This is a genomic window from Cupriavidus sp. FW305-26, from assembly GCF_058787975.1.
This window is the reverse complement of record NZ_JBYTAH010000048.1, coordinates 38,063-62,472: the sequence shown is the minus strand read 5'-3', so window position 1 is coordinate 62,472 and position 24,410 is coordinate 38,063. Positions and strand designations below refer to the sequence as shown.

Sequence of the window (24,410 nt, the reverse complement as noted above, 5' to 3'; positions counted from 1 at the left end):
CACGTGCACCCCCCAGACTCCCGCATCTGGCGATCCGCCCCCGAGCAGCGCGCCTTTGAAGACGCCCGCCGCCGCGTGCGCGCGCTGCGTTTCTTCTATATGCACGCCATGGTCTACGTGGCGGTCAATGCATTGCTGATCGGCTTCCATCTGGTGGGATCGCCGCATCGGCCGTGGTCTGGTGGGCCGCTCATGGGCTGGGGCATCGGCCTGGCGATACACGGCGTGCTGACGTGGAGTCGCGTCGGCCTGCTCGGGCGGCAGTGGGAAGAGCGCAAGATCGCGCAATACATGGCGCAGGAACAGGTGCGCACGCTGTCGACGGAGAAGCAGCTGGTCGAAGCCCGCATGCGCCTGCTGCAGGCCCAGATCGAACCGCACTTCCTGTTCAACACCCTGGCCAACGTGGTCAGCCTGATCGAGCCCGCGCCGCAGAAGGCCACGCTGATGCTGGAGCATTTCATCGCGTACCTGCGCGCATCGCTTGCAGCCAGCCGCGCCACGCAAGGCACGGTAGCGCAGGAGGCCAAGCTGCTGCGTGACTATCTGGCGCTGATCCGGATCCGCATGGGGGACCGGCTGCACTACTCGGTCGATGTCGACCCCGAACTCGAATCGATGCCGCTGGCGCCGATGCTACTGCAGCCAGTGGTCGAGAATGCGATCAAGCATGGGCTGGAGCCCAAGATCGAAGGCGGGCGGCTGCTGGTCCGGCTGGAGCGGCGCGGCCCGCGCATGCTGGCGACCATCGAGGACGATGGCATGGGCTTTCGTCCCTCGGCCGGCGCCGGCGTCGGGCTTTCTAACCTGCGTGAACGGCTGGCCGTGCTGTATGACGGTGACGCCCACGTTCGGATTGAAGAACGCTCGCCCGGCACTGCCGTGCTGATCGAAATCCCGCTGCCGCGTGCATTCTGAAACGGAGACGCCCATGACGCCCACCGCCCTGATTGCCGACGACGAAGAGCACCTGCGCGCATATCTGCGCAGCAAGCTGCAACGCCATTGGCCAGAACTGCAGATCGTTGCCGAGGCGACCAACGGCATCGAAGCCGCCGACGCCATCGCACGGTTGTCGCCGAGCGTAGCCTTCCTCGACATCAAGATGCCCGGCCTGTCCGGCCTGGAGGTGGCGCAAGGGATTGAAACCGATACGCGGCTGGTGTTCGTTACGGCCTATGATGAATTCGCGCTCGATGCGTTCGAGCGCGCGGCCGTCGATTACCTGGTCAAGCCGGTCAGCGAGGAACGGCTCGGCCGCACCATCGAGCGGCTGCGCAAGGCGTTGCAGGAAGCGGCGCCTTTGCCGGAACTGGCACAGCTACTCAGCCAGCTCACACGCGCCCAGCCGCGCGCGGAAAGCGGCGGCCAGTTGCGCTGGGTACGCGCCAGCCGTGGCAATACCACCAGCCACGTGCCGATCCAGGAAGTGATGTACTTCCAGAGCGACGACAAGTACGTGGTCGTGCATACCCGCGATGGCGAGCACCTGATCCGCACGCCGCTGGCGGAGTTGATCGCCGGCCTCGATCCCGAGGTGTTCTGGCAGATCCACCGCTCATCCATCGTCAACATGGAATACGTGGCCGGAACGCGCCGCGATGAGGCAGGGCGGCTCTTTGTCCGGATGCGTGACAGCGAAGCCGAACTGCCGGTATCGCGCGCCTACATGCACCGCTTCCGGCAGATGTAAGGCGGTCGGGGGGGGCGCCACTGCGCCGCCGGCTGAGGGATTCACTTGCGATCCATGAATTCCTGGATCTTGCGCTGTTCCCAGTCACGCCCGCGGCGCGACAGCCGCATCCATACCAGCAACCCATGCACGGTCAGCGCCAGGCCCCAGGCCAGGGTGGTGGTCAGCGGCCATGGCCAGCCGGTGGCGGCGTAATGCGACCACCGCGGCGACGGAAAGTAGAAGAAGCGGAACCACAGCCAGCCGTTGACGACAGCGTAGACCAGCAGGTGGATGTACCAGCCGCGCAGGGCGTGCACCATGCGGCGCGCGCGCCAGTAGGCCATGGCGTTGGGGTCGTCGTTGGGCGGGAAGGCGTGGTGCATGGGATACCTCGTGATCAAGATGGTTGGCTTGCGTCAGGTATAGGCCATCGCAAAGCGCCGCTCCAGGCCCAAGGGCCGAATCGACGGATTTCGTTCGCCGGTGGGCGCGCGGATCGCGCGAATGTCGGCGGGTCCGACCCTCCATGACCCCCGACTTGTTGCAGCTCTTGACCCGTCTCGCCGGGAATACCCGCATAGGAAAAGCCCAGTCCTTCACCATAATCATAGTAATTATGATCATAAATACGAAGCGATGGATTCCAAGCCGACCCCGCAGATAGAGGGCAGCAAACGCGTGAAGCGTTCGGACCAGGTGGTCAACGATATCAAGCGCTGGATCGTGCAGACGCACCAGAAGGTCGGAGACAAGCTGCCACAGGAAGCAGCGTTGATCGAACAGATGGGCGTCGCACGCGGGACGGTGCGTGAGGCGCTTGCCTCGCTGCAGGCGCAGGGGCTGGTCAAGGTCAGCACGGGGCCAAACGGCGGTGCCACGCTGACGCAGCCGCCTTATGAGCGATGCCTGGAGGCAGTGTCCAACTTCCTGTACTTCCAGTCGGTCGACATCGTCACGCTGTACGCCCTGCGCCGCGCGGTTGAGCCGGAGCTGGCCGCCAACGCCGCCTTGCGCCTGACCGATGCCGACATCGCCGATCTCGAAGCGCTGATCGGGCTGAGCCACCCGGAACATGGCGGCAGCACGGACTGGAACGAGCGGCGCGAGGCCGACCTGCTGTTCCACGACCGCCTGGCCGATGCCTGCAGCAGCCCGATGCTGGCGTTGTTCTGCCGCCTGCTCAACGACATCATCCGCCGCGTCATCGTGGTCCGGAATGCTCAGGATGATTTCGACGACTTTGATGAAGAGATCTTCCACAGCCACAACGCGCTGATTGAAGCCTTCCGGTCGCGTGACCCGGAGCGTGCGCGTGCCCTGATGCAGGAGCACATGGAGCATGCCGAATCCCTGGCCCTGGAAGCCGAATCCCGCGTGGACCGCGGGAGCTTGCTGATGAGCCCGGTCGACTGATCCCCTGACGCGCTAGCGTCCCCCTTTTTTCTGCACACCCAACCGCCATCGTCGCATCCGACACGGCGGGTGGGATTCCTATTGCCTGAATCCTGGGAGCCTTGACGTGAAACCTGCTGAATTGCTTTGGCGCTGGAGCGCTGTCGATATTGCCGATGCCGTGCGGCGGCGCGAGATTTCCTGCCGCGAGGTCACGGCCAGCGTGCTGGCCCGCATCGATGCCCTTAACCCTCGCCTGAATGCGTTGCCGGAGGTGCTGGCAGAAGAGGCGCTGGCCAGCGCGGATGCCGCGGACCGCCAGGTCGCTGAGGGCGCAGAGCTGGGGCCGCTCCATGGCGTGCCGGTCACGATCAAGATCAATGTCGACCAGGCCGGCCATGCCACCACCAACGGCGTGATCCCGCTGAAGCACAACATTGCGCGTGAGGATGCCCCCGTGGTTGCGAACCTGCGTAGTGCCGGGGCCATCATCGTCGGGCGCAGCAATACGGCTACCTATTCCTCGCGCTGGTTTACCGACAACGGCCTGCACGGGCGCACGCTGAACCCGTGGGATGCGGATATCACCCCCGGCGGCTCCAGCGGCGGTGCCGCGTCCGCGGTCGCTTCCGGCATGGGGGCGCTGGCGCATGGCAATGACATCGGCGGCTCCATTCGCTATCCGGCCTATGCCTGCGGTGTCGTCGGCTTGCGGCCGACGACCGGGCGGGTGCCCGCGTACAACCCGTCGGCCACTGCCGAGCGCAGCATCACGCCACAACTCATGTCCGTGCAGGGGCCGCTTGCGCGCAGCATTGCCGACCTGCGGCTCGGCTACCACGCCATGGCCCGCTATGACGGGCGCGACCCGGCATGGGTGCCGGTGCCGCTGGAACTGCCGCTGCCGCCGGGACCGATACGCGTGGCGCTGTTCCGGCGGTGTCCGGGCGTTCCCGTCGATCCCGCGGTCAGCGCGGCGCTGGACAGTGCCGGGCAATGGCTGCAGCAAGCGGGCTACGCCGTCGAAGAAGCCAGCCTGCCTGACTTCCTGGAAGCGGCAGCGCTGTGGCGCACGCTGACGGTCGACGACAGCCGCCGCAACATCATCGCAGGCGTTGACCAGCATGGCGACGAGGCCATGCGGCAAAGCCAGCGCAACATGCTGGACGGGATGCAGGAGACCGACCGCGATGGCTTTCTCGATGCCCTGGCACGCCGCCAGGCGATCGCACGCAACTGGTCGCTGTTCATGCAAACGTATCCGCTGGTGCTGATGCCGGTGTCGTGGCAGCGCCCGAGCGTGCAAGACGCGGATACCCGCACGCCCGAAGAGAACCGGGCCTTGCTGGACGCACAGAGCCCCATGCTGGCAACAGCGATGCTCGGCATGCCGGGGCTGTCCGTGCCGACGGGCATGGCCGGCGGCGTGCCGGTCGGCGTGCAGCTGATGGCATGGCGCTTCCGCGAAGACCTGTTGCTGCGCGCCGGCCAGGCCATTGAGGACGCGGCGGGTTTTACCCCTTACACCGACCTGCAAACCGGCATCTAGACCCAGGAGCTTCCCATGAACGAACGCAAACCTGCTTACGCCCCACGGCTGTCGCGCCGCGCCATGCTGGCCGGCACCGCCGCCGCTCTGTGTACCGGTGGCCTGCTCTCCAGGGCCGTATGGGGGCAGTCCGTATCGCGCATCATCGTGCCGTTTCCGCCGGGAGGGCCGGCCGACTACATGGGCCGCCTGCTGTCCGAGAAGCTGAAAGATGCCATGGGCCGTACCGTCATCGTCGACAACCGCCCCGGTGCCGGGACGCGCGTGGCGGCCGAAGTGCTGAAGAACGCCCCGGCCGACGGCACCACCGTGCTGCTGGCACCTGTCGATCCGATGTTCATCGGGCCGCTGATCTACAGCAATATGCGCTTCAACCCCGCCACCGACTTCACGGCGATCACCGATGTGACGGGCGTCCAGTTCGGCATTGCAGTCAGCGCCAGCTCACCCATCAAGACACTGGCCGACTTCGTCAAGGCCGCCAGGGCCAAGCCGGCTGACTATTCGATCGGCATCAGCACGGTTGGCTCGCTGCTGCATTTCCTTGCCGTGGAGTTCGTCAGCCAGTCGCGCACCGGCAGTACGCTGGTACCGTATCGCGGTGGCGCGGCGATGGTGACGGAAATAATGGGTAACCAGGTCGCGGCGGGCATGGACGCCATCACGACCTTCACCGAACTGCATCGCGGCGGCAAGCTTCGCGTGCTGGCCGTGGCAGGGGAAAAGCGCGCCGATGCCTTGCCGGATGTGCCTACGTTTGCGGAGTCTGGTTTCCCCAACCTGGTGACCTCGTCGCGCTACCTGCTTTATGTCCGCGCCAACACGCCGCCCGACGTGACCACGCAGTGGTATCAGGCCGTGCGCAAGGTGCTGGCCATGCCGGATGTGCGCGAGAAGCTCGCGCGCGCTGGCTATGACATCTTGCCGGGCGGCACTGCTGATGAGGTTGCCAGGTATGCGAGCGCGCTTTCGGCACGGTGGACGCCGGTGATCAAGGCGTCGGGTTTCAAGGGGGATTGAGAGGAATTTCGTAGCCGCACCCCAAACTCGGCTGGAGACGATTTCCATTTGTGTCAGCTTGCTGGAGAATTCCCGCGGCACCCTCCTCCTGTAGGGTGCCGCTTTGTATTAAGCATGTCTGTCCCAGTGTCGTAATTAGCCTCAGAAGACAACCTGGGCGGCGCCAAGGGAAAGTGCCAATGGCGCCGCATCGTGCCGACTGGCGCAATTGCTGTGGCTCGCAGCCGCTCAGGCTGCGAGCCATACACCCGAGCGTATCCAGCCATGACCTCCTTCTCTTTCCGCGCCCGCCGCCTGTGGCTCGCCACAGGCTTTGGCCTGGCACTCTCCGCCTGCGCCCCGATGATCGCGACCACCCCGGCAACGGTGGAGCTCATGCAGCCAGCCGCCACGGCCAAGCGCGTCCAGCTTCTGGCGCCGGCGCAGGTCAAGCTCGACACCGGCTATTCCCGAGACCTCGCTGCCAGGTCGACCTGGTCGCAGGTCGGGCGCCTCCCGCAAGGCGATGTCTACCGCCCCATCGGCACCATTCTCACAATCGAGGGCCGCCACGTTCATGAGGCCTACCTGGTCGTCCGCAACAAGACGCTGGTGGGCTTCTATCTGCCTGGGGAGCAGAACTACTCCCCGCTAACGACAGCAGTACCTTTGAACTTGGGAGAATCGGAATGAAACGGGTTGCGCGCATGCTGATCGCCGGACTGGTGGTGTCATCGCTGCTGGCGGGATGCGCTTCGGGCGTGAAGCACGCCGAGATGGCGGCATCGATGCCCACGCTGAAGCCGGGCGAGGGTCGGATTTATTTCCTGCGTTCGGCGTCGATGTTCGGGGCGGCCATCCAGCCGGATATCCGCCTGAATAGCCAGGTCGTTGGCGAATCCAAGCCCGGCGGTTTCTTCTTCGTGGACCGCACGGCTGGCAAGTATGTCGCGGCGGCCTCGACCGAAACCGAGAAGACACTCAGCTTCGTGCTGGATGCCGGCGAGACCAAGTACGTGCGCAGCTCGCCGTCGCTGGGGCTGATGGTGGGCCGCGTGGTGCTGGAGCTGGAAACACCGGAGAAGGCGAAGGAAGAGCTGGCGTCGCTGAGCTACACGGGGGACCAGGTGAAGACTGCGGCGAAGTAAGCGGATTGATTCAGCCGCGTTGCAGGCTGAGTCGCGTTGACGACGCCGGTGCGTCGTCAATTGACGCATCGGAATTCCGCATGGCTTGCGGCTCAGCGCGGGCCTATCAACGTAGGCGGGGCACCTCCTCGTGATGTTGGCAAAGCAGGGTTGCGCCACCCTTTTCATTGTAGTAACGTAACTACATTGAAGTTGCTAGGAGGGTCATCATGACGATCACAACCCTATCGAGCCGAGAACTCAATCAGGACGTGACAAAAGCCAAGAAGGCGACGAAGGACGGTCCGGTCTTCATCACGGACCGCGGCAAACCGGCGCATGTGCTGTTGAGCTTCGAGGAATATCAGAGGCTCACCCAGCAGCGTCGCAATATTGCAGATGCACTCGCGATGCCCGGCATTGAGGACATCGAGTTCAATCCCCCACGTGCCAACATCAAATTCCGGCCCGCTGATCTCACATGATGTTCGTGCTCGATACCAATGTCGTTTCCGAACTGCGCAAGGTCCGAGCCGGTAAGGCTGATGCAAACGTTGCAGCGTGGTCTGCCAGCGTTGATGCAGCTTGGCTCTTTGTGTCGGCGGTCACCATCATGGAACTGGAAACCGGTGTCTTGCAAATCGAGCGGCGGGATGCCCGCCAAGGTGCGCTGCTGCGGGCGTGGCTGGACCACCATGTATTGCCCGAATTCGCAGGCCGCGTTTTGCCCATTGATACCGCCGTGGCCCTGCGTTGCGCTCGGCTGCACGTACCAGACCGGCAATCGGAGCGGGATGCGTTGATTGCCGCAACAGCAATCGTGCATGGAATGACCGTCGTTACACAAAATGTCGCCGACTTCATGGCAACTGGCGTGAGCGTCCTGAACCCTTGGGACGCCTGATCGTGAGCCGCCGTCTTTTCCCAAGGAGCTTCCCGACGTCACAGTCATCAAGCCGGGAAGCCATCCCCGTTAAGACGCAGGCAGCTCATCCGCCAACACACTCTCCAGCTGCGCCTTCACCAGCCCCAACAAGCAAAATGCACTAAAGCAGCCCTCGAATTGCACACTCTGCTGTTCCAGCAGGGTAAGCACACCATCCATACCAGCCGAGACTGACTGAAGGCTGTACCGCGCCGTGGATAGATCGATTTCCGACTAGGACCTCCTATCGTTGAGTGAAGGTCCGCCGCACGACGTTAGGGAAGGGCGGCGGGCCTGACGACGAGGGTGGAAACCGGTGCCACAGCCATTGCCGGTCAGCCTTGCGGCTGCCTCATCCGGCCCGCCATAGATGGCTTGCCCGTATAGGCAAGAACGGTCGTCAGGGACGACCGTTCGGCTGCTGACATTCGGGTTTCCACACCCGGTCACCGTTGTGTGCGATGACCGTGTCAGTCTCCCGCGTCAGAGCCAACAACTCGATAAGACACTTCGCATTCCTACACGGACGCCGCATCCTGCCCGAGCCACGCCCGCCAGCAAATAGCCAAACGCCTAAACCACTCGCCTCAATCCACCAGCGTCGCCAATGCCTCCCGCGCCTCCCGGCGCAGCTTCTCCAGATCCAGCCCCACGATCGCGCCATCACGCACCACGTGCCGCCCACGCACCAGCACATCCCGCACCGGCGTAGGCTCGCCAGCCGCCACAGGCGCAGTGCCGATGTCATGGAAGCCATGGAACCGCAGCCCGCTGACGTCATAGATCGCCAGGTCGGCAGACTGCCCTGGCGCGAGCGTGCCGATACCCGGCAGCCCCAGCACCTGCGCACCGCCTGCGGTACCCCAGTGGATGACTTCCTCCACGCGGGTTTGCGCGGCCCCGCCCAGCGCCCGGTGCACCAGCCACGCGAAATTGGCCTCATGCACCATGCTGCCCGATTCATTGGACGCCACTCCATCCACGCCCAGTGAAATCGGCACGCCCGCATCGGCCATCGCGCGCACTGGCGCAATGCCGCTGCCGAGCCGCGCATTGCTGACGGGGCAGTGCGCCATGCCGGTGTTGGTTACGGCGAGCATTCGGATCTCTTCGGGATTCACGGTGACCAGGTGCGCGAACCAGACGTCCGGCCCCAGCCAGTCGTGGTCGGCCACGAACTGCACCGGCGTGCACTGGTACTTCTCGCGGCAGAACTTCACGTAGTTGTCGGTCTCCGACAGGTGCGAATGCAGCCGCAGGTCCATGCCGCGCCCGAAGGCGGCCAGCTCGCGCAGCAGTGCGGGGGGCAGCGAAAAGGTTGGCGTCGTTGGTGCGACCACTACGCGGCGCAGGCCATCGGCCGAAGCGTCGTGATAGCGCGCCTTCAGTCGCTCGATATCGGCCAGCATCTCGTCCAGCGTCTCGGGCACCAGCGCGGTGGCGCGCATACCCGGATGATCGGAGGCTGACTGGATGGCGCCGCCGCGGCACAGCACCAGGCGCATGCCAAGCTCTTCCGCTACCTCGAACAGCACGTCCCCGGTCTCCGCCCCATGGCCGTGGTGATACAGGTAGTGGTGATCGGCGCAGGTGGTGGTGCCGGACAGCAGCAGTTCGGCCATGCCCAGTCGCACGGCGGTACGAAAGATCTCCGGCGTGAAGCGCGCCAGGCGCGGGTAGGCGACGGAGGCCAGCCATTGCTCCAGCCCCACGTTCATGCCGCTGGGCACGGCCTTGAGCAGGTTCTGGAACAGGTGGTGGTGGGTGTTGACCCAGCCCGGGTAGACCACGCAACCGGTGGCGTCCAGCACAGCCTCGTCGTCGTGGCGCGGCAGGACTGCACCGATCTCGGCGATGCGGCCGTCGCGGATGCGGATGTCGGCGGCGCCCGCTCGCGCGGCATTGCCGGTGCGGCCGGTCATCACGGCGGCGGCGTTGCGGATCAGAAGGCCGCCGGCGGGCGCGGCGCTGGTGGCGTTGGTGTTCTGCACCATGTTTCAGACCCCTTGGACGTTGTCGGCACTGGCGGGCAGCTCGTCGGCTTCACGGGCGGGCACGCCGTTGAGAATCAGGTTGAGCAGCACAGAGACCACGCAGGCGATGATCACGCTGCTGTGGACAAAGGGCTGCAGGAAGCCGGGCAGCTTCTCCAGCATGCCGGGCAGCATCACGGGCATCATCGCGCAGCCGAGCGTGATGGAGACGATGGAGAGGTTGTTGGGATTGCGGTCGTATTCGACCTCTCCCAGCGTCTTGATGCCGGCGGCCACGACTACGCCGAACATGACCATGGTTGCACCGCCCAGCGCCGCGGCCGGGATCGAGGCAAACAGGGCGCCGATCTTGGGCACCAGCGCCACGGCGCACAGCATCGCGCCGCAGGTGGCCACTACCCAGCGGCTGCGCACCCCGGTGACGATGACCAGGCCCACGTTCTCCATGAAGGCGATATACGGGAACGCCGCGAACATGCCGCCGATGGCGCTGGCCAGGCCGTTGGCACGCAGGCCGCGGGTGGCATCGCGCTCGGTCAGGGGGCGCTTGACGATATCGCCGACGGCGATGAACAGGCCCATCGATTCCACCATCTGCACCACCATCACGATCACCATGGTGGTGATGGCGCCCACGTTGAAGGTGGGCATGCCGAAGGCAAACGGCGTCACCATGGTGAACCACGGTGCGCGCGCAACTTCGTCGAAGCTGCCCATGCCCAGCATCCACGCCACCGCGCCGCCGACCAGCAGGCCGATCACGACGGACAGGTTGCGGATCAGCTCGCCGCCGTGCCGGTTGATGAACAGGATCAGCGCCACCACGCCGAAGGCAACGATGAAAAAAATGGGGGCGCCGAAATCCGACGCCCCCCTTCCGCCTCCAAACCAGTGAAACGAAACCGGGAACAGCGACAGGCCCACCGCGGTGATGGTGCAACCGCTAACCACCGGCGGGAAGAAGCGCTTGAGCTTGCCGATGATGGGCGCAAGGAACATCGCGATTACGCCCGCGGCGATGATGGCGCCGCAGACGCCGTTGAAGCCCAGCGACGGATCGGTGCCGATGGCGATGACGGGGCCCACTGAACTGAATGCAACGCCCTGCATCAGCGGCAGGCGCACGCCGAACTTCCAGAAGCCGACGGTCTGCAGCAGGGTGGCGATGCCGGAGGTGAACAGCGCGGTGCTGATCAGCATGGTGGTCTGCGACGGCGTCATCTTGAGCGCGCCGGCCACGATCATCGGCACGGCGATGGCACCGAGATAACTGACCAGCATGTGCTGGAAGCCGAGCGTCGCCATGGCGCGTGCCGGCAGGACCTGGTCGACGGGGTGAACCGCTGCTTGCATGATGTTGTCTCCTGCCGCGTGCTGGGGGAAAGTGCGCCATGCCGGCGGCGGCTGGCCCGGTCTGTTGGTTGCCGGGCTCGGTCCGTCACGGTGCCATGCGCGGCGCATGGCCGACGCATGCCTTGCACAGTAGTGATGCACGGCATGCCGTCATAGCGCTATTGCGAAGGCCCTGGCACCGGGCCGCAATCGCGCTTGCAAAATGCGCGCCCGGGGCATCAGGGGTTTCCCTTGGGTTGCGTGAGGGCGGGGGTGGTCATAGGATGGATGCGCTTCTTCATTGCTATCCGAATGCGCTGGAAGCGAAGACGTATTCCCGGCGCTTTCCACCATTTTCCCAACGCCATGTCACCCACCGCAGGATGGTCTGCTGCTGCCTCCCGCTCGCCAGTCAGCCGCGGCGGTGACCTCGACCGCATCCAGTCTCTGTCCGGCCGCGTGTTCGGTCCCACGCGGCTGCGCGCGACGGAGGCCGATGCGGCGCTCGATGCCCGTATCGACACCAGCACCATCGGCCGGCTGACGCTGGTCACCATTGCCTACAACCAGGCAGTGCAGATCGAGCCGCAGCCGAACAAGGATGAGTTCGTGATCCAGACCGTGCTGGCGGGTACGTGCCGCGTGGAGACCCCGCGCGGTGCGATGCTGATGCCGCCGGGTGCGACCTTTGTGTTCTCGCCCACCGTGCCGGCCACGTTGTCGCTGGACCCTGGCTGCGAGCGCTTCAGCGTGGTGATCCGCCGGCAGCTGATCGACGAGGCGTTCCGCCAGCAGTTCAGCTTCGAGCCGCCGGTGCCGATTGAATTCGACATGCAGCCGGTGGCGGACGATGGCCGCGCCGCGCGCTGGCAGGCGCTGGTGAGCTACCTGCGCGCGGAAACGCGGGTGCGGCGCGAAGGCAGCGGCGTGCCGGCGGTGGACGGCAGCATCGAGCGCATCGTGCTGTCGACACTGCTGCTCGACCGCTTTGCCGCGGACGGCAATATGCTGCCGCGCCGGTTCGAGGCGGTGCTGCCTGACTATGTGCGCAATGCCATCGCCTACCTGCGCGCCAATCTTGAACAGCCGCTGACGCTGGAGCAGATCGCCGCACATTGCGGCGTATCGGCGCGCACCTTGCAGCTGGGTTTTCGCAAGAGCAAGAACACCACGCCGATGGAGTACCTGCGTCTGCTGCGCCTGCATGGCGCACGCGCCGATCTGCAACGGGCGCGGCAACAGAAGGGGATGGTCAGCGCGATTGCGCTGCGGCACGGCTTTACGCACCTGAGCCTGTTCTCGCGCGAGTACCGGCGCGAGTTTGGCGAGCTGCCGTCGCAGACCTTGCGGGCGGCAGCGCAGCAGGGGGGCTGACGGCGAGCCGGCCCCCTGTTGCTCAGGACCTTCAGCACTCAGATCGTGCCCGCCGCCACCAGTGCCTCGATCTCTGCCTCGTTCATGCCGAGCGACTTCAGGACAGAAGCAGAGTGCTCGCCGACTGCCGGAACATTCCCCATGGAAGCCGGTACGCCCGACAGCGTAGCCGGCGGCAGAAGTGCCTGGATGGCGCCACCCGGCGTCTGGACTTCCCGCCAGCGATTGCGTGCGGCAAATTGCGCGTGCTGCCAAACATCATGCATGTCGTTCAGGGGCGAGTTGGCAATGCCCCCGCGATCGAGACGTTTGACCAGCTGTTCCCCGGTCATGGAGCGGAGATGACTGGCGATCTCCTGGTCCAGCGCCGCGCGATTGGCGACGCGTTGGAGATTGGAGTTAAAGCGGTCATCTGCCGCCAGGGCCGGGTCCTCCAGCACCTCGGAGCAGAACCGCTGCCATTCCCGTTCGTTCTGCAGCCCGAAGATGACGCTGGCCCCATCGCCGGTCTGGTACTGGCCATAGGGGGCGATACCCGGATGCGCAAAGCCGTTGCGTGCCGGCGGCGTGCCGCCATAGTGAGCAAAGTTCAGGGGATATGACATCCATTCGCTCAACGCCTCGAGCATGGTGACTTCAACCCGGAGGCCGGCGCCAGTCCGTGCGCGTTGCAGCAAGGCGGACAGGATGCCGGTATAGGCGTACATGCCAGCGGCAATGTCCGCGATGGAAATGCCGGTGCGCGACGGCGCAGCTTCCGTACCGCTTACCGAGATCAGGCCCGCAGCGGCCTGGATCAACAGGTCATAGGCCTTCTTGTCGCGGTATGGCCCGCTGTCACCATACCCTGAGATATCGCAGACGATCAGCTCAGGATAGTCAGCATGCAATGACTCGAAGTCCAGTCCCATGCGTTGGGCGGCTCCCGGCGCCAGGTTCTGGATGAACACGTCCGCTTCGGCGAGCAGCTTGTGCACGATCGCCTTGGCCTCGGGCTTCTTGAGATCCAGCGTGAGGCTTTCCTTGCCGCGATTTGCCCAGACAAAGAACGACGACTGGCCGTGCACGGAATGGTCATAGTCGCGGGCGAAATCGCCAACGAGCGGGCGTTCCACCTTGATGACGCGGGCGCCGAGATCGGCGAGCTGGCGGCTGGCGAAGGGCGCCGCTACAGCGTGCTCAAGCGCCAGAACGGTGATGCCATCAAGGGGGCGTAGGCTGGGTTTCATGGAGGGAGAATGAAGGGACCTGGCGGCACACGGGCCGGACGACAAAGTATAGGAATGGTCCTCTTCCCCCGAACAGTCGAGAATTCCTAAGGCGGCTTCGAAGTCTTCGAAACTGGCCGCATGCCTGCCCTTAGGGCGCAGCGTCCGGTGCGCCCCATTCGGCGACATACCGGATAAAGTCCCGCGTATAGGCCGGGAGCGCCTTCTGGCTCCGCACGACAATCCGCTGCTCGCGCCGGGCCCATGGCTCATCCAGGGTGACCCCTTCCACCACCCCTTGCTCAATCAGGGGACCCGCTACGGAACGTGGCACGAGGGAGATGCCGGCGCCTTCCTGTACGCAACGCATGGCCGCGGCAAAGTCGGGTGCATGCACGCGAACGCGTGGCTTGATGCCGGCACGCGCGGCCATGTCATTGAGGAAGAGGAAATTGCTGCTCTTGCTGCCGACGGATACCAGGTCGTAAGCCAATGCCTGTGCAAGGGACATCTTGTCGAGCAGCCCGGACGGGTGGCGTGCCGGAACCACGAACATCAACTCATCGACGCCATATCGAATGAACTCCAGGCCCCGCATATCGATCGCGCCGGCCACCAGTCCGACGTCCGCCCGGTCCTCGATCACTGCCCGCACGCTGTCCTCGCTGAGGTGCTCCTCCAGGTCGACATTGACGTTCGGGTACGCCGCCAGGAACCGGCTAAGCGCCGCGGGCAGGCTGGCCATGGTGCTGCTGTTCGCGTAGACACGGATATGCCCTTCAATGCCGTCGGTATGGCGCCGCATCTCCGACTGCAAGCGTTCGACGTTCTCCATGATCGCCTCGGCATAGTGCTGTACCGTCTCGCCCGCCGGCGTCAGGGCCATGCCCTTCTGCGTCCTGTTGAACAACGGGACGCCCATCGCCTGTTCGAGGTTCTTGAGGCGGTAGCTGGCCGAAGGCGCCGTCAAATGCATATCTGACGCTCCTGCCGTCACGCTCTTGGCCTGCGCAATGGCGAGGAATACTCGCAGATCGGTGAGTTCGAAACGCACGCTTGTCTCCGTTGCCCGACAGTTCCTGGGGATGTTTAGAGGAATTCTAACGACACCCCAGGAGCTTTCGACTGGTGTCCTTGCAGGGTCCGATTCTATATTTCGGCTCGTCACGGCAGCTACCGCTGTGCTATGCGAGAAATAATCGGAGACCAACATGACTATATTCTTCCGCAGGATCGCCAGCGCGCTGGGCAGCGCCGCGACACTCCTGGCCTGGGCGTCCCCGTCAGTGGCGCAGACAGACTACCCGGTGCGGCCTGTCCGACTCATCGTTCCGTACCCCGCTGGCGGGCCGACGGACACGTTCGCCCGATCGCTGGCTGCAAGCTGGGGCCGCAAGCTGAACACCTCGGTGGTTGTCGAGAACAAGTCGGGGGCCGGCACGATAGTCGGCACCGAGCTCGCGGCGAAAGCGGCACCGGACGGCTATACGTTGCTGCTGACCACTGTCGCGCATGCCGTGAACCCAAGCATTCACGCCAGCCTGCCGTATCGCACGATCGAGGACTTTGCGCCAGTCGGGCTGGCGGCTCGTGCGCCGCTGGTGCTGGTCGTGAACAAGGGCGTCCCGGCGAAAACACTGCCGGAATTCTTCGCTTATCTGAAGTCGCGTCCCGGCCAGGTCAACTATGGCTCAGCCGGAGTTGGCAGTGCCCCGCATCTCGCCGGGGAACTGCTGAACTACACGGCAGGAACGAAAGCGGTCCACGTCCCATATCGGGGGAGCGCGCCTGCCATGGCCGATCTTATCGGTGGCCATGTCGAATTCATGATCGACAGCGCACCGACAGGGCTGGCGCAGGTGCGCGCGGGAACGGTGCGATTGCTGGGAACGTCGATGGGAAAACGCCTGCCGCAGACCAGGGAGACGCCGGCGATTGCGGAAGCCGTGTCAGGCTATGAGGCGTACACCTGGAACGCGGTATTCGTGCCAGCCCGAACACCGTCGGCAGTTGTCCAGAAGCTGGTCTCGACACTTGGCGATGCACTCAGCGATCCCGCCCTGCAAAGCAAAGCCTTCGAACTCGGATTGCAGCTGGAGACGCAGCCTACACCAGCGGGGCTCGACCAGTTCCTGCGCGCGGAACTGGAGAAGTGGAAGCGGGTGGCCGTCGCCACGAATATGAAAGCCGACTGAGCGAAACCCGCGCAGGCCAGCGCCGGAACCAACCATCAGGAATACGGAGAAGCCATGAACGCCTATCAACTTTGTCCGCAACGCTACTTTGAGGATTTCGAACTCGGAGAGCACTTCAACCTGCCGTCCCGCACCATGACCGACGCGCTGTTCGCGGCGTTCCAGCTGGCAAGCGGGGACAACCATCCGGTTCACTACGACGTCGAGTACTGCCGTGCTCTCGGCATGCCGCACATGCTGGCGCACGGCTTCCAGGTCGTGATCCAGACTGCCGCGGGGGCGGGCCTGTTTCCCCATATGGTCGAGGAGTCCCTGAAGGGCTTTATCGAGCAGAGCAGCCGCTTCCTCGCGCCTGTCTATGTCGGCGATACGTTGTACTGCCGCCTCACCGTCACCGAGCTGGTTCCCGGTCGTACGACCGGCGTGCTGGCGATGCGGTCGGAGGTGCGAAACCAGAACGACGTCTGCGTCATGGAGGGTACGCAAAGGTACTTGCTGCGCAAGCGTGTGCCGGGCAGCAGCGGGGACTGACGGGAGGTCAGCCTCCGCTGCCGGTCAGGACCGTCAGGCTGCCTGGGCCACGGGCAGGCAGACCCTCAGCAGCGTCTGCAAGCGCAGCTTGTCGAGGTGCCGGCCGATAAATACGAACTTGCTTTGCGCGGCCTCCGCGCCCCACGCATCGGCGGGATGAAAATCCATCAGCCGGTGCACGGCTTGCAGCACGTAGCGGCGGTCATCGCCCTCCACGGCCACGATCCCCTTCATCCGGAACACATCGTCCCCTTGCGCCGCGAGCAGTGCCTTCAGGCCGTGCTCCAGGCGCTGGCGGTCGAACGGCTGGTCGAACACCAGCGATACGGACGTCACCGACGGATCGTGGCGGTGGCCGTGCGCGTCGTCATCGTGCACGTGGTCGCAATGCTCGTCGCATACGTGGTCGTGATGGTCGTGGTCGTGCGCATGTTCGTGGTGGTCAGCGTGCGCGTCCGCCTGGATCGTCCCCGTGGTAAAGCCGCCGATGCCGAGGATCTTGCCGAGGTCCACCTGCGCAAAGTTTGAGCGCAGGATCTGCGCACCCTCATTCAGGCGGTGGATGCGTGCCTCCAGCCTGTCTAGCTGCGCGGCGTTCACCAGGTCGGTCTTGTTGAGGATCACGCGGTCGGCCGCCACGATCTGGTCGACGGCCTGGTTGTCGAAGCCGGTCAGTTGGGGATCATCGAGGTGGCTCTCGATATGCACCGCGTCCACCAGCGTCAGGATGCCGTCGAGCGTGACCTGCTTGGCGACTTCGTTGTCCATGAAGAAGGTGGCCGCCACCGGCGTGGGATCGGCCAGGCCGCTGGTCTCGACCAGGATATGGTCGAAGCGCTCGGGCTGCTCCAGCAGCTTCTGCAGGATGCGCACGAGGTCGGTGCGCACATCGACCACGCAGCAGATGCAGCCGTTGGTCATCTGGTAGATCTCTTCGTCGGAGGTCATCACCAGGTCGGAATCGACATCGACCTCGCCGAACTCGTTCTCGATCACGGCGATGCGGTGGCCGTGCTTCTGCGTCAGGATGTGGTTGAGCAGCGTCGTCTTGCCCGAGCCGAGGAAGCCGGTAAGGATGGTGACCGGGACGGGCGGTTGTTGTGCGACGGCAGGTGCGTTCATGTTGTCTCCTGATTGGGTACTGCGTTCCCCGCTATCGCGGGGCGAAAGTTCTCTAGTTCTCTTCAGGCGGTAGCCACGTTGGGGCGCAAGCCTTGCCAGCGTTCCACCAGCCCGTCGTGCGGCACGTCGAACAGGTCCAGCACGCGCCCCACGGTGTGGTTGACGATGTCGTCCACTGACTGCGGATGTGTGTAGAAGGCCGGCACCGGCGGCACCACGATGGCGCCCATCTCGGTCACCGTGGTCATGTTGCGCAGGTGCACCAGGTGGAAGGGCGTCTCGCGCGCCAGCAGCACCAGCCGGCGGCGCTCCTTGAGCATCACGTCGGCGGCGCGGGTGACGAGGTTGTCGGCAAGCCCGGTGGCGATGGCGGCCAGCGTGCGCATGGAGCACGGCGCCACTACCATGCCGTCGCAGCGGAACGAGCCGCTGGCGATGGTGGCGCCGATGTCGCGCACGTTGTGCACCACGTCGGCCATGGCTTCGAGCTGCGGGCGCTGCAATCCCAGTTCATGGTGCGCGGTCAGCAGGCCGGACGGCGAGCAGACCAGGTGGGTCTCCCAGCCGTCCAGTGCCGACAGTGCCTGCAGCACGCGCACGCCGTACACCGCGCCGCTGGCGCCGGTAATGGCCACCACCAGGCGTTGCTTGCGGGTCATGGGGTGGCGCCTTCCTTCGCTGCCTTCTCAGCCAGTGCCTGCAGCACTTGCTCCGGCTTGATCGGGTAGTGCCGGAAGCGCACGCCGATGGCATCGAACACCGCATTGGCAATCGCCGGCCCGATCGCGACGATCGGGTCCTCGCCCACCCCCTTGGCGCCGAACGGGCCGCCGGGGTCGGGGGCCGCTTCCAGGATCACCGTGTGGATGGGTGGCATGTCCATCGCCAGCGGCATCTTGTAGTCGACGAAGTTGGCGTTGAGCGAGCGCCCGGTGCGCATATCGATCTGGTAGTCCTCATACAGCGTATGGCCGATGCCTTGCTGGATGCCGCCTTCGATCTGCCCTGCGGCAGCCACCGGGTGGATCACCTTGCCGACGTCATGCACAGGCAACACCTGCTGCACGGTGATGAAGCCGGTTTCGGTATCGACCGCCACCTCGACAAAATGCGCGGCGAATGAATACGACTTGGTCGGGTGATAGGTGGCGGTGCCCACCAGCTGCGCGGCGGGGATGCCCTTGCGCGGCATCACGGCCTCGCGCACGGTCAGGGTCGGGCCGTCGCGGTCGCGCACGGCGATCACGCCGGCGGTCAGTGTCAGGGCCTCGGGCTCGCATTCCATCAGCTTGGCCGCGCGATCGAACAGCTGGCGCTTGATCTCGCCCGCCGCCATCTGCGCGGCCTTGCCGACCATATAGGTGGTGTGGCTGGCAAAGGCGCCGATGTCCCAGGGCACCACGTCGGTATCGCCGTGCACGACCGCCACCGCTTCGAACGGCAGGGTCAGTTCTTCTGCAACGATCTGGGCGAGGGCGGTATGCGCACCGGTACCCAGCCCGGCCGCGCCGGTCAGCAGCACCACGGTGCCATCCTCATTCATCTTGATGATGGCGTTGCCCTGCTCCTTGATGCCGGGATAGGCGCTGCTGCCGTGCATTTCGCAGCCCAGGCCCCAGCCGGTGCGGATCGGGCCGTTGGTGTCGCGCGGGCGCCGGCGCAGCGCGGGCCAGTCGACCAGTTCCATGCCTTTCTCGATGCAGGCCTCCAGGCCGTGCCCGATCAGCGGATGGTTGGACGGCGCAATGTCGCCTTCGCGCACGGCGTTCTTCAGCTTCAGCCCGGCGGGGTCCAGGCCCAGGTGCTCGGCGGCCTCGTCCATCTGCACGTCGAGCGCGTAATAGGTCTGGACCACGCCATAGCCGCGGAAGGCGCCGGCGATGGGGCTGTTGGTGTAGACGCAGCGGCCTTCGAGCAACACGTTGTCGCAGCGGTACAGCGAGACCATGGCGGCGGTGCCGACATTGGTCACACCCGGGCCATGCGAGCCATAGGCGCCGGAGTTGAACACCACTTTGGCCTGGCGCGCGGTGATGGTGCCGTCGTTGCGGAAGCCTTGCTTGAGCCAGATCTTCGCCGGATGGCGCGTGCGCCCGCCGAGGAAGGTTTCCTCGCGCGTGTATTCCATGCGCACCGGGCGGCGCGTCTCGCGCGCCAGCAGCGCGCACAGGAACTCCTGCTGGAATAGGTCCTGCTTGGCGCCGAAGCCGCCGCCCATGTGGTCGACCAGCACGCGCACCTTGTGCAGCGGCAGGCCCAGCACCTCGGCCATGATGCCGCGCACCATGAAGGCGGTCTGGGTGGAGATCCACACCGTCAGGTTGCCGTTGCCGTCCCAGCTGGTGGTGCAGACGTTGGGCTCCATGTAGGCGGGGGTGGGGCGGCCGCCTTCGTAGATGCCTTCGAGGATGAAGTCCGCCTCGGCAAAGCCCGCTTCGACGTCGCCGCGCTTGATGATCACCGGCGGCAGCACCAGGTTGCCGCCGGGTTCGCGGTCGTGGATGCGCGGGGCGTCAGAGCGCTCGGCGTCCTCGGTGGTGAAGACGGCGGGCAGCGTTTCGTACTCGACTTCGATCAGCTCGACCGCGCGCTCGGCGATCTCTTCGCTGATGGCGGCCACCGCGGCGACGCCTTCGCCCCAGTAGCGCACCTTGTCGTCCAGGATGTACTGGTCGCAGGTCACCGAGGCGGAGCGCGGGTGGGGCGAGCCGGCGTGCAGCACGCGCGGCACGTTCTCATGGGTCAGCACGGCTTTGACGCCTGGCAATGCCAGCGCACGCGAGGTGTCGATGCGGTGGATTTTCGCGTGCGCGAGGTTGCAGCGCTTCATCTTGCCGAACAGCAGGCCGGGGAAGGGCATGTCGGCAACGTATCTGGCGTTGCCGGTGACCTTGTCGAGCAGGTCGGTGCGCTTGACGCTGTGTCCGATCACGGCGTGGGTCATCATGCCTCCTCGCTGGCGCGGGCCTTGCAGCCCGCGAATTCCATGGCCTCGGCGGTCCTCTCGATGGCCTCGATGATCTTGGTGTAGCCGGTGCAGCGGCAGATATTGCCGGCAATGGCAAAGCGGATTTCGTCGCGCGTGGGACGCGGGTTCTCGTCCAGCAGCGCCTTGGCCATCACCACGAAGCCCGGCGTGCAGAAGCCGCACTGCGCGGCGCCGCACTGCATGAACTGCTCCTGGATCGGGTGCACGGTGTCGGGCGCGGGCTGCACGCCTTCGATGGTGGTGATGTGGCAGCCGTGCGCTTCGGGCGCCAGCACCAGGCAGGAATTCATCGGCTGGCCGTCGATGATGACGGTGCATGAACCGCATTCGCCCACGTCGCAGCCCTTCTTGGTGCCGGTCAGGCAGGCGTCGTTGCGCAGGGCGTCGAGCAGCGTGCCGTGCGGTTCCACCGCCAGTTCGCGCGGTTCGCCGTTGATGACGAGTTCGATTATCTTTCGCATGTTGCGGCCTCCAGGGCTTGTTCCAGGGCGCGGCGGGTCAGCACGCTGACCATCTGCCGCCGGTAGGCTTCGCTGGCGCGCACGTCGCTGATGGGGCGCGCTTCGCCCATGGCGGCGTGCGCGGCCTGCAGGACCAGGGCGTCCGTCACGCGCTGGCCGCGCAGCACCTGCTCGGCACGCACGGCGCGTACCGGGGTCGGGCCGACCGCTGCCAGCACGATGCCGACCTCGGCGCAGTGGCCGTTCTCGACTGTCAGTGATACCGCCACGCCGACGGTGGCCAGTTCCATCTGCACGCGGCGGCCATGCTTGAGGTAGACCTTGCCGGTGTGGGGGCGCGGCGCCGGCACGGTGATGCGGGTGACGATCTCGTCCGGCGCGATGGCGGTCTTGCCGACGCCGGTGACGAAGTCCTCGACGCGCAGCTCGCGCGAGCCTGACAGGCCATACAGGTGTACCGAAGCACCGTCCGCCACCAGCGGCGCGATCGAATCGGCCGACGGTGACGCGCGGCAGACGTTGCCCACCACGGTGGCGCGATGGCGCACCTGGATCGAGGCGAAGTCCGTCACGGCTTTCGCCAGGCTGGCGTAATGGCGCTGCACGAAGCCCGAGGTCTCCACCGCGCGCGTGGTCACCAGCGCGCCGATGCGCAGGCCGTTGACGGGGTCGAACGTCAGCACGTCCATGCCCGGGATCTTCTTGATATTGATCACCTGCTCGGGCTTGCGCACGGACTCCTTGATCTGGACCAGCAGGTCCGTGCCGCCGGCCAGCACGCTGGCCTTGCCGCCGCACCGGTGCAGCATGGCCGAGGCTTCCGCCAGCGTTGCCGGTTCGAAATATTCAAACGCTCTCATTGCTCCTCCTGGTCTGTGCCATCGGCGTCTGCCTGTCGTGTGGGGCGCGCACCGTTGAAGTCATCATGGGCGGATGGGCTTCATCGGTAAAGACCCGGAAACGGATTAATTGATCGTGTTACCCTCTGAATCAGACGCGCCGGCCAATCTGGCAAGACAAGTGCGCACCCCGACATCCCGGAGGTAGACAACGTGCCAAACATCAGCAACATGAACGTGTCGCTGCGCCAGCTGCGCGCGTTCATCGCCGTGGCGCAGGAGCGCCACTTCACCCGCGCGGCCGAGAAGCTGGACCTGTCGCAGTCGTCGGTCAGCGCGCTGATCCACGAGCTGGAAGGCAACCTCGGCCTGAAGCTGTTCGACCGCCACACGCGCCAGCTGCACATCACGCAGGCGGGCGCGGAGCTGCTGCCGCTGGTGAAGAAGGCGGTGGCCGATATCGACAGCGTGATCGAGAACTCCAGCGAGCTGCGCACGCTGGGGCGCGGGCGCGTGTCGATCTCGGCGTCGTCGATCCAGGCCGCGCTGATGCTGCCGCGCGTGATCCGCGAGTTCTGCGTGAGCCATCCCGGCGTGAAGGTGGAACTGCACGACGTGTCCGAGCATGAGGTGACCAAGATGGTCAGCTCGGGCGAGGTGGATTTCGGCATCGGCACCATTCCCGAGGGCCAGCCCGACCTGAGCGCCCACCGGCTGATGTCCGATCCCTTCGTGATCGTGATGCCGGCGCATCATCCGCTGCGGCGGCGCAAGACGCTGCGCTGGGAAGACGTGGCGGGCCTGCCCGTGATCGGGCCGCACAAGGGCAACCCGATCCGCGACTGCCTGGATACCGCGCTGGCCGCGCGCGGCATTTCGCTGCAGCGGGTGCACGAGGTGTTCCTGCCGCTGACCATGGTGGGCATGGTGGATGCCGGGCTGGGCATCGCGGTGATGAGCGCGGCGGTCACGCGGCTGACTTCCGCGCTGGGGCTGGCCACGGTGATGCCGACCGATCCGGTGATCCACCGCGAGATCTCGCTGCTGGTGCACGCGGACCGGTCGCTGTCACCGCCGGCCCAGGCTTTCCGCGACCTGCTCATGCGCTATCGCGCCAAGCTGGCCGACGCAGCCTGACTACGTCATGCCGGCTCCTTCGCCAGCCCGTGGGCCTGGGGGGCCGGCGAGCGGGCGTTGAACAGCAGGTTCAGCAGCACCGCGGTCAGCGTGCCGAGCAGGATGCCGTTCTGGCAGAACTTGGCCAGCAGCTCCGGCATCTGCGCGAAGAACTTGTCCGACACCAGCGGGATCATGCCCAGCGCTACGCTGACGGCGACGATATAGGCGTTCTTCTTGTTCTCGACAAAGTCCACATGGCCGAGGATGCGCACGCCGGTGGCGGCCACCATGCCGAACATCACCAGCGCGGCGCCGCCCAGCACGTATTGCGGGATCGAGGCGGCAAAGAAGGCCAGCTTGGGCAGGCAGCCCAGCACGATGAGGATGCCGCCGGCGGTGGCGCAGACCCAGCGGCTGCGCACGCCGGTGACCTGCACCAGCCCCACGTTCTGCGCGTACGAGGTGTAGGTGAAGGTGTTGAACACCGCTCCCACCAGCGCGCCCACGCCGTCGGCACGCAGGCCGCGCGCGAGGTCGTCGCAGCCCACCGGGCGGCCCACGATCTCGCCTAGCGCCAGGAACTGGCCCACGCCCTCGATCATGATCACGATCATCACCACGCACAGCGTGACCGCGGTCATGGCATCGAAGGTGGGCCAGCCGAAGTGGAAGGGCGTGATGAACTCCACCCAGTGCGCGTTGTGCAGGCCGTCGAAGTTGACCTTGCCCAGCGACAGCGCGATCACGAAGCCCACCGCGATGCCGATCAGCACCGCCACGTTGCACAGGAAACCCCTGGCAAAGGCCACCAGCGCCAGCACCGTGCACAGCACAGCGGTGGCGATGGCGATGTTCACCGGCAGGCCGAAGTTGGGATTGGGCACGGGGCCGGCCGCCGTGTTGATGGTCGGGTTGCCGCCCGCCGCCCAGTTGATGCCGACGCGCATCAGCGAGACGCCGATCACCAGCACCACCGTGCCGGTCACTACCGGCGGGAACCAGCGCACCATCTTGCCGACATAGGGCGCGGCAATGTAGGTGAAGATGCCCGCCACCATCACCGCGCCGAACACGGCCGGCAGGCCCAGCGACGGATTGGAGCCGGTGGCGATGATCGGTGCGATGGCGGTGAAGGTGACGCCCATCATCACCGGCAGGCGGATGCCGACCTTCCAGATGCCGATGCTCTGGATCATCGTCACCAGGCCGCAGCAGAACAGGTCCGCGGCGATCAGGAAGGCCACCTGGTCCTTGGGCAGCTTGAGGGCGCCGCCGATGATCATCGGCACGGCAATGGCGCCGGCATACATCACCAGCACGTGCTGCAGGCCAAGGGCCAGCAGGCGGGTCGGGGGCAGGACCTCGTCGACGGGATGCACGGGGGCATTCCCTTGCGTAGGCAGGGTGGAATTCATACTGTCTCCTTTGGTCGGTACCACGCCGGTCGCGCATTGCGCTCACGTGTCGCCAAGGTCGCCGGCAGTTTCCTTTCCGGGATGGTCAGTGGCCATCCTTCTCGTGCGATGCCCGCGCCTGTCCTGTCTTGTCAGTCCAGCATGACAGCGGCGGCGGGAAGGTA

General features: G+C 65.5%; 25 protein-coding genes. 13 read left to right on the top strand and 12 right to left on the bottom strand.

Annotated features, from left to right (window positions below):
* Positions 1 to 3: 3 nt before the first annotated feature.
* Together AC3WQZ_RS23720 and AC3WQZ_RS23715 are read left to right on the top strand one after the other, a co-directional pair.
* Positions 4 to 918, top strand: coding sequence for a sensor histidine kinase (locus AC3WQZ_RS23720; RefSeq protein ID WP_492301374.1), 915 nt, complete (start codon positions 4 to 6; stop codon positions 916 to 918).
* A 13-nt stretch (positions 919 to 931) separates the two neighbouring features.
* Positions 932 to 1,693 carry a LytR/AlgR family response regulator transcription factor gene (locus AC3WQZ_RS23715; protein ID WP_010812299.1) on the top strand — a complete coding sequence of 254 codons (762 nt, stop codon included), beginning with the start codon at positions 932 to 934 and terminating at the stop codon, positions 1,691 to 1,693.
* 41 nt (positions 1,694 to 1,734) lie between these two features.
* Here the strand turns inward: AC3WQZ_RS23715 and AC3WQZ_RS23710 are convergent, their stop codons facing one another.
* A complete protein-coding gene (locus AC3WQZ_RS23710) occupies positions 1,735 to 2,058 on the bottom strand; it encodes a 2TM domain-containing protein (protein WP_010812298.1) in 324 nt (107 codons plus the stop codon).
* A 295-nt stretch (positions 2,059 to 2,353) separates the two neighbouring features.
* On the opposite strand from AC3WQZ_RS23710, the gene AC3WQZ_RS23705 reads away from it, so the two are divergent.
* The 7 genes from AC3WQZ_RS23705 (at position 2,354) to AC3WQZ_RS23675 (ending at position 7,646) form a co-directional block, all read left to right on the top strand.
* Positions 2,354 to 3,088: a FadR/GntR family transcriptional regulator gene (locus tag AC3WQZ_RS23705; protein WP_231881365.1), complete on the top strand. Its 735-nt coding sequence runs from the start codon at positions 2,354 to 2,356 to the stop codon at positions 3,086 to 3,088.
* A 106-nt stretch (positions 3,089 to 3,194) separates the two neighbouring features.
* On the top strand, positions 3,195 to 4,616 hold the full coding sequence (locus tag AC3WQZ_RS23700) for an amidase family protein (RefSeq protein ID WP_492301371.1): 1,422 nt from the start codon (positions 3,195 to 3,197) through the stop codon (positions 4,614 to 4,616).
* Between the two features lie 15 nt (positions 4,617 to 4,631).
* Entirely contained in the window at positions 4,632 to 5,636 is a 1,005-nt protein-coding gene (locus AC3WQZ_RS23695; RefSeq protein ID WP_492301370.1) for a Bug family tripartite tricarboxylate transporter substrate binding protein, read from the top strand.
* A 264-nt stretch (positions 5,637 to 5,900) separates the two neighbouring features.
* Positions 5,901 to 6,308, top strand: coding sequence for a hypothetical protein (locus AC3WQZ_RS23690; RefSeq protein WP_010812294.1), 408 nt, complete (start codon positions 5,901 to 5,903; stop codon positions 6,306 to 6,308).
* Entirely contained in the window at positions 6,305 to 6,763 is a 459-nt protein-coding gene (locus tag AC3WQZ_RS23685) for a DUF2846 domain-containing protein (RefSeq protein ID WP_492301369.1), read from the top strand. Before AC3WQZ_RS23690 ends, AC3WQZ_RS23685 begins: the two co-directional genes overlap by 4 nt.
* 209 nt (positions 6,764 to 6,972) lie before the next feature.
* Positions 6,973 to 7,227 carry a type II toxin-antitoxin system Phd/YefM family antitoxin gene (locus tag AC3WQZ_RS23680; RefSeq protein WP_010812292.1) on the top strand — a complete coding sequence of 85 codons (255 nt, stop codon included), beginning with the start codon at positions 6,973 to 6,975 and terminating at the stop codon, positions 7,225 to 7,227.
* Positions 7,224 to 7,646 carry a type II toxin-antitoxin system VapC family toxin gene (locus tag AC3WQZ_RS23675; protein ID WP_010812291.1) on the top strand — a complete coding sequence of 141 codons (423 nt, stop codon included), beginning with the start codon at positions 7,224 to 7,226 and terminating at the stop codon, positions 7,644 to 7,646. Before AC3WQZ_RS23680 ends, AC3WQZ_RS23675 begins: the two co-directional genes overlap by 4 nt.
* A gap of 69 nt (positions 7,647 to 7,715) precedes the next feature.
* On the opposite strand, the gene AC3WQZ_RS23670 is transcribed toward AC3WQZ_RS23675, so the two are convergent.
* The 3 genes from AC3WQZ_RS23670 to AC3WQZ_RS23660 form a co-directional block, all read right to left on the bottom strand.
* On the bottom strand, positions 7,716 to 7,895 hold the full coding sequence (locus AC3WQZ_RS23670; RefSeq protein WP_037023834.1) for a DUF1484 family protein: 180 nt from the start codon (positions 7,893 to 7,895) through the stop codon (positions 7,716 to 7,718).
* Positions 7,896 to 8,254: 359 nt separating this feature from the next.
* The gene (locus AC3WQZ_RS23665; RefSeq protein ID WP_058698054.1) at positions 8,255 to 9,661 is read right to left on the bottom strand and encodes an amidohydrolase family protein; all 1,407 of its coding nucleotides are present in this window, start codon (positions 9,659 to 9,661) and stop codon (positions 8,255 to 8,257) included.
* Between the two features lie 3 nt (positions 9,662 to 9,664).
* Positions 9,665 to 11,014 carry a nucleobase:cation symporter-2 family protein gene (locus tag AC3WQZ_RS23660; protein ID WP_492301367.1) on the bottom strand — a complete coding sequence of 450 codons (1,350 nt, stop codon included), beginning with the start codon at positions 11,012 to 11,014 and terminating at the stop codon, positions 9,665 to 9,667.
* Positions 11,015 to 11,359: 345 nt separating this feature from the next.
* Here AC3WQZ_RS23660 and AC3WQZ_RS23655 point away from each other — a divergent pair, with 345 nt between their 5' ends.
* On the top strand, positions 11,360 to 12,367 hold the full coding sequence (locus tag AC3WQZ_RS23655) for an AraC family transcriptional regulator (RefSeq protein ID WP_037023832.1): 1,008 nt from the start codon (positions 11,360 to 11,362) through the stop codon (positions 12,365 to 12,367).
* Between the two features lie 38 nt (positions 12,368 to 12,405).
* Here the strand turns inward: AC3WQZ_RS23655 and AC3WQZ_RS23650 are convergent, their stop codons facing one another.
* The gene (locus AC3WQZ_RS23650) at positions 12,406 to 13,596 is read right to left on the bottom strand and encodes a CaiB/BaiF CoA transferase family protein (protein ID WP_492301372.1); all 1,191 of its coding nucleotides are present in this window, start codon (positions 13,594 to 13,596) and stop codon (positions 12,406 to 12,408) included.
* Between the two features lie 130 nt (positions 13,597 to 13,726).
* The gene (locus AC3WQZ_RS23645) at positions 13,727 to 14,629 is read right to left on the bottom strand and encodes a LysR family transcriptional regulator (protein ID WP_439671031.1); all 903 of its coding nucleotides are present in this window, start codon (positions 14,627 to 14,629) and stop codon (positions 13,727 to 13,729) included.
* A 157-nt stretch (positions 14,630 to 14,786) separates the two neighbouring features.
* On the opposite strand from AC3WQZ_RS23645, the gene AC3WQZ_RS23640 reads away from it, so the two are divergent.
* Positions 14,787 to 15,770, top strand: coding sequence for a tripartite tricarboxylate transporter substrate binding protein (locus AC3WQZ_RS23640; protein ID WP_010812284.1), 984 nt, complete (start codon positions 14,787 to 14,789; stop codon positions 15,768 to 15,770).
* Positions 15,771 to 15,824: 54 nt separating this feature from the next.
* The gene (locus AC3WQZ_RS23635) at positions 15,825 to 16,301 is read left to right on the top strand and encodes a MaoC family dehydratase (RefSeq protein WP_010812283.1); all 477 of its coding nucleotides are present in this window, start codon (positions 15,825 to 15,827) and stop codon (positions 16,299 to 16,301) included.
* 33 nt (positions 16,302 to 16,334) lie between these two features.
* On the opposite strand, the gene AC3WQZ_RS23630 is transcribed toward AC3WQZ_RS23635, so the two are convergent.
* The 5 genes from AC3WQZ_RS23630 to AC3WQZ_RS23610 form a co-directional block, all read right to left on the bottom strand.
* Positions 16,335 to 17,423: a CobW family GTP-binding protein gene (locus AC3WQZ_RS23630; RefSeq protein WP_010812282.1), complete on the bottom strand. Its 1,089-nt coding sequence runs from the start codon at positions 17,421 to 17,423 to the stop codon at positions 16,335 to 16,337.
* Between the two features lie 62 nt (positions 17,424 to 17,485).
* Complete coding sequence (locus AC3WQZ_RS23625) at positions 17,486 to 18,082, bottom strand: UbiX family flavin prenyltransferase (protein ID WP_010812281.1); 597 nt, start codon at positions 18,080 to 18,082, stop codon at positions 17,486 to 17,488.
* On the bottom strand, positions 18,079 to 20,367 hold the full coding sequence (locus AC3WQZ_RS23620) for a xanthine dehydrogenase family protein molybdopterin-binding subunit (protein ID WP_010812280.1): 2,289 nt from the start codon (positions 20,365 to 20,367) through the stop codon (positions 18,079 to 18,081). The genes AC3WQZ_RS23625 and AC3WQZ_RS23620 overlap by 4 nt, the downstream gene beginning before the upstream one ends.
* The gene (locus AC3WQZ_RS23615; protein WP_010812279.1) at positions 20,367 to 20,873 is read right to left on the bottom strand and encodes a (2Fe-2S)-binding protein; all 507 of its coding nucleotides are present in this window, start codon (positions 20,871 to 20,873) and stop codon (positions 20,367 to 20,369) included. The genes AC3WQZ_RS23620 and AC3WQZ_RS23615 overlap by 1 nt, the downstream gene beginning before the upstream one ends.
* Positions 20,861 to 21,733 carry an FAD binding domain-containing protein gene (locus tag AC3WQZ_RS23610; protein ID WP_011616130.1) on the bottom strand — a complete coding sequence of 291 codons (873 nt, stop codon included), beginning with the start codon at positions 21,731 to 21,733 and terminating at the stop codon, positions 20,861 to 20,863. Before AC3WQZ_RS23610 ends, AC3WQZ_RS23615 begins: the two co-directional genes overlap by 13 nt.
* A 192-nt stretch (positions 21,734 to 21,925) precedes the next feature.
* Between AC3WQZ_RS23610 and AC3WQZ_RS23605 the strand changes: the two genes are divergently transcribed.
* Positions 21,926 to 22,849 (top strand): LysR family transcriptional regulator, encoded by a 924-nt coding sequence (locus tag AC3WQZ_RS23605; protein WP_010812277.1) that lies wholly within the window; start codon positions 21,926 to 21,928, stop codon positions 22,847 to 22,849.
* Between the two features lie 5 nt (positions 22,850 to 22,854).
* Here AC3WQZ_RS23605 and AC3WQZ_RS23600 read toward each other — a convergent pair whose 3' ends face one another.
* Positions 22,855 to 24,246, bottom strand: a complete 1,392-nt coding sequence (locus AC3WQZ_RS23600; protein WP_011616128.1) for a nucleobase:cation symporter-2 family protein — start codon at positions 24,244 to 24,246, stop codon at positions 22,855 to 22,857.
* Positions 24,247 to 24,410 lie beyond the last annotated feature (164 nt).

Excerpts from the sequence above, each read along its gene's own strand:
- AC3WQZ_RS23715 (WP_010812299.1), top strand. The coding sequence starts at position 932 with ATGACGCCCACCGCCCTGATTGCCGACGACGAAGAGCACCTGCGCGCA.
- AC3WQZ_RS23710 (WP_010812298.1), bottom strand. The coding sequence starts at position 2,058 with ATGCACCACGCCTTCCCGCCCAACGACGACCCCAACGCCATGGCCTAC.
- AC3WQZ_RS23695 (WP_492301370.1), top strand. The coding sequence starts at position 4,632 with ATGAACGAACGCAAACCTGCTTACGCCCCACGGCTGTCGCGCCGCGCC.
- AC3WQZ_RS23690 (WP_010812294.1), top strand. The coding sequence starts at position 5,901 with ATGACCTCCTTCTCTTTCCGCGCCCGCCGCCTGTGGCTCGCCACAGGC.
- AC3WQZ_RS23685 (WP_492301369.1), top strand. The coding sequence starts at position 6,305 with ATGAAACGGGTTGCGCGCATGCTGATCGCCGGACTGGTGGTGTCATCG.
- AC3WQZ_RS23680 (WP_010812292.1), top strand. The coding sequence starts at position 6,973 with ATGACGATCACAACCCTATCGAGCCGAGAACTCAATCAGGACGTGACA.
- AC3WQZ_RS23675 (WP_010812291.1), top strand. The coding sequence starts at position 7,224 with ATGATGTTCGTGCTCGATACCAATGTCGTTTCCGAACTGCGCAAGGTC.
- AC3WQZ_RS23665 (WP_058698054.1), bottom strand. The coding sequence starts at position 9,661 with ATGGTGCAGAACACCAACGCCACCAGCGCCGCGCCCGCCGGCGGCCTT.
- AC3WQZ_RS23660 (WP_492301367.1), bottom strand. The coding sequence starts at position 11,014 with ATGCAAGCAGCGGTTCACCCCGTCGACCAGGTCCTGCCGGCACGCGCC.
- AC3WQZ_RS23655 (WP_037023832.1), top strand. The coding sequence starts at position 11,360 with ATGTCACCCACCGCAGGATGGTCTGCTGCTGCCTCCCGCTCGCCAGTC.
- AC3WQZ_RS23650 (WP_492301372.1), bottom strand. The coding sequence starts at position 13,596 with ATGAAACCCAGCCTACGCCCCCTTGATGGCATCACCGTTCTGGCGCTT.
- AC3WQZ_RS23640 (WP_010812284.1), top strand. The coding sequence starts at position 14,787 with ATGACTATATTCTTCCGCAGGATCGCCAGCGCGCTGGGCAGCGCCGCG.
- AC3WQZ_RS23635 (WP_010812283.1), top strand. The coding sequence starts at position 15,825 with ATGAACGCCTATCAACTTTGTCCGCAACGCTACTTTGAGGATTTCGAA.
- AC3WQZ_RS23630 (WP_010812282.1), bottom strand. The coding sequence starts at position 17,423 with ATGAACGCACCTGCCGTCGCACAACAACCGCCCGTCCCGGTCACCATC.
- AC3WQZ_RS23625 (WP_010812281.1), bottom strand. The coding sequence starts at position 18,082 with ATGACCCGCAAGCAACGCCTGGTGGTGGCCATTACCGGCGCCAGCGGC.
- AC3WQZ_RS23620 (WP_010812280.1), bottom strand. The coding sequence starts at position 20,367 with ATGACCCACGCCGTGATCGGACACAGCGTCAAGCGCACCGACCTGCTC.
- AC3WQZ_RS23615 (WP_010812279.1), bottom strand. The coding sequence starts at position 20,873 with ATGCGAAAGATAATCGAACTCGTCATCAACGGCGAACCGCGCGAACTG.
- AC3WQZ_RS23610 (WP_011616130.1), bottom strand. The coding sequence starts at position 21,733 with ATGAGAGCGTTTGAATATTTCGAACCGGCAACGCTGGCGGAAGCCTCG.
- AC3WQZ_RS23600 (WP_011616128.1), bottom strand. The coding sequence starts at position 24,246 with ATGAATTCCACCCTGCCTACGCAAGGGAATGCCCCCGTGCATCCCGTC.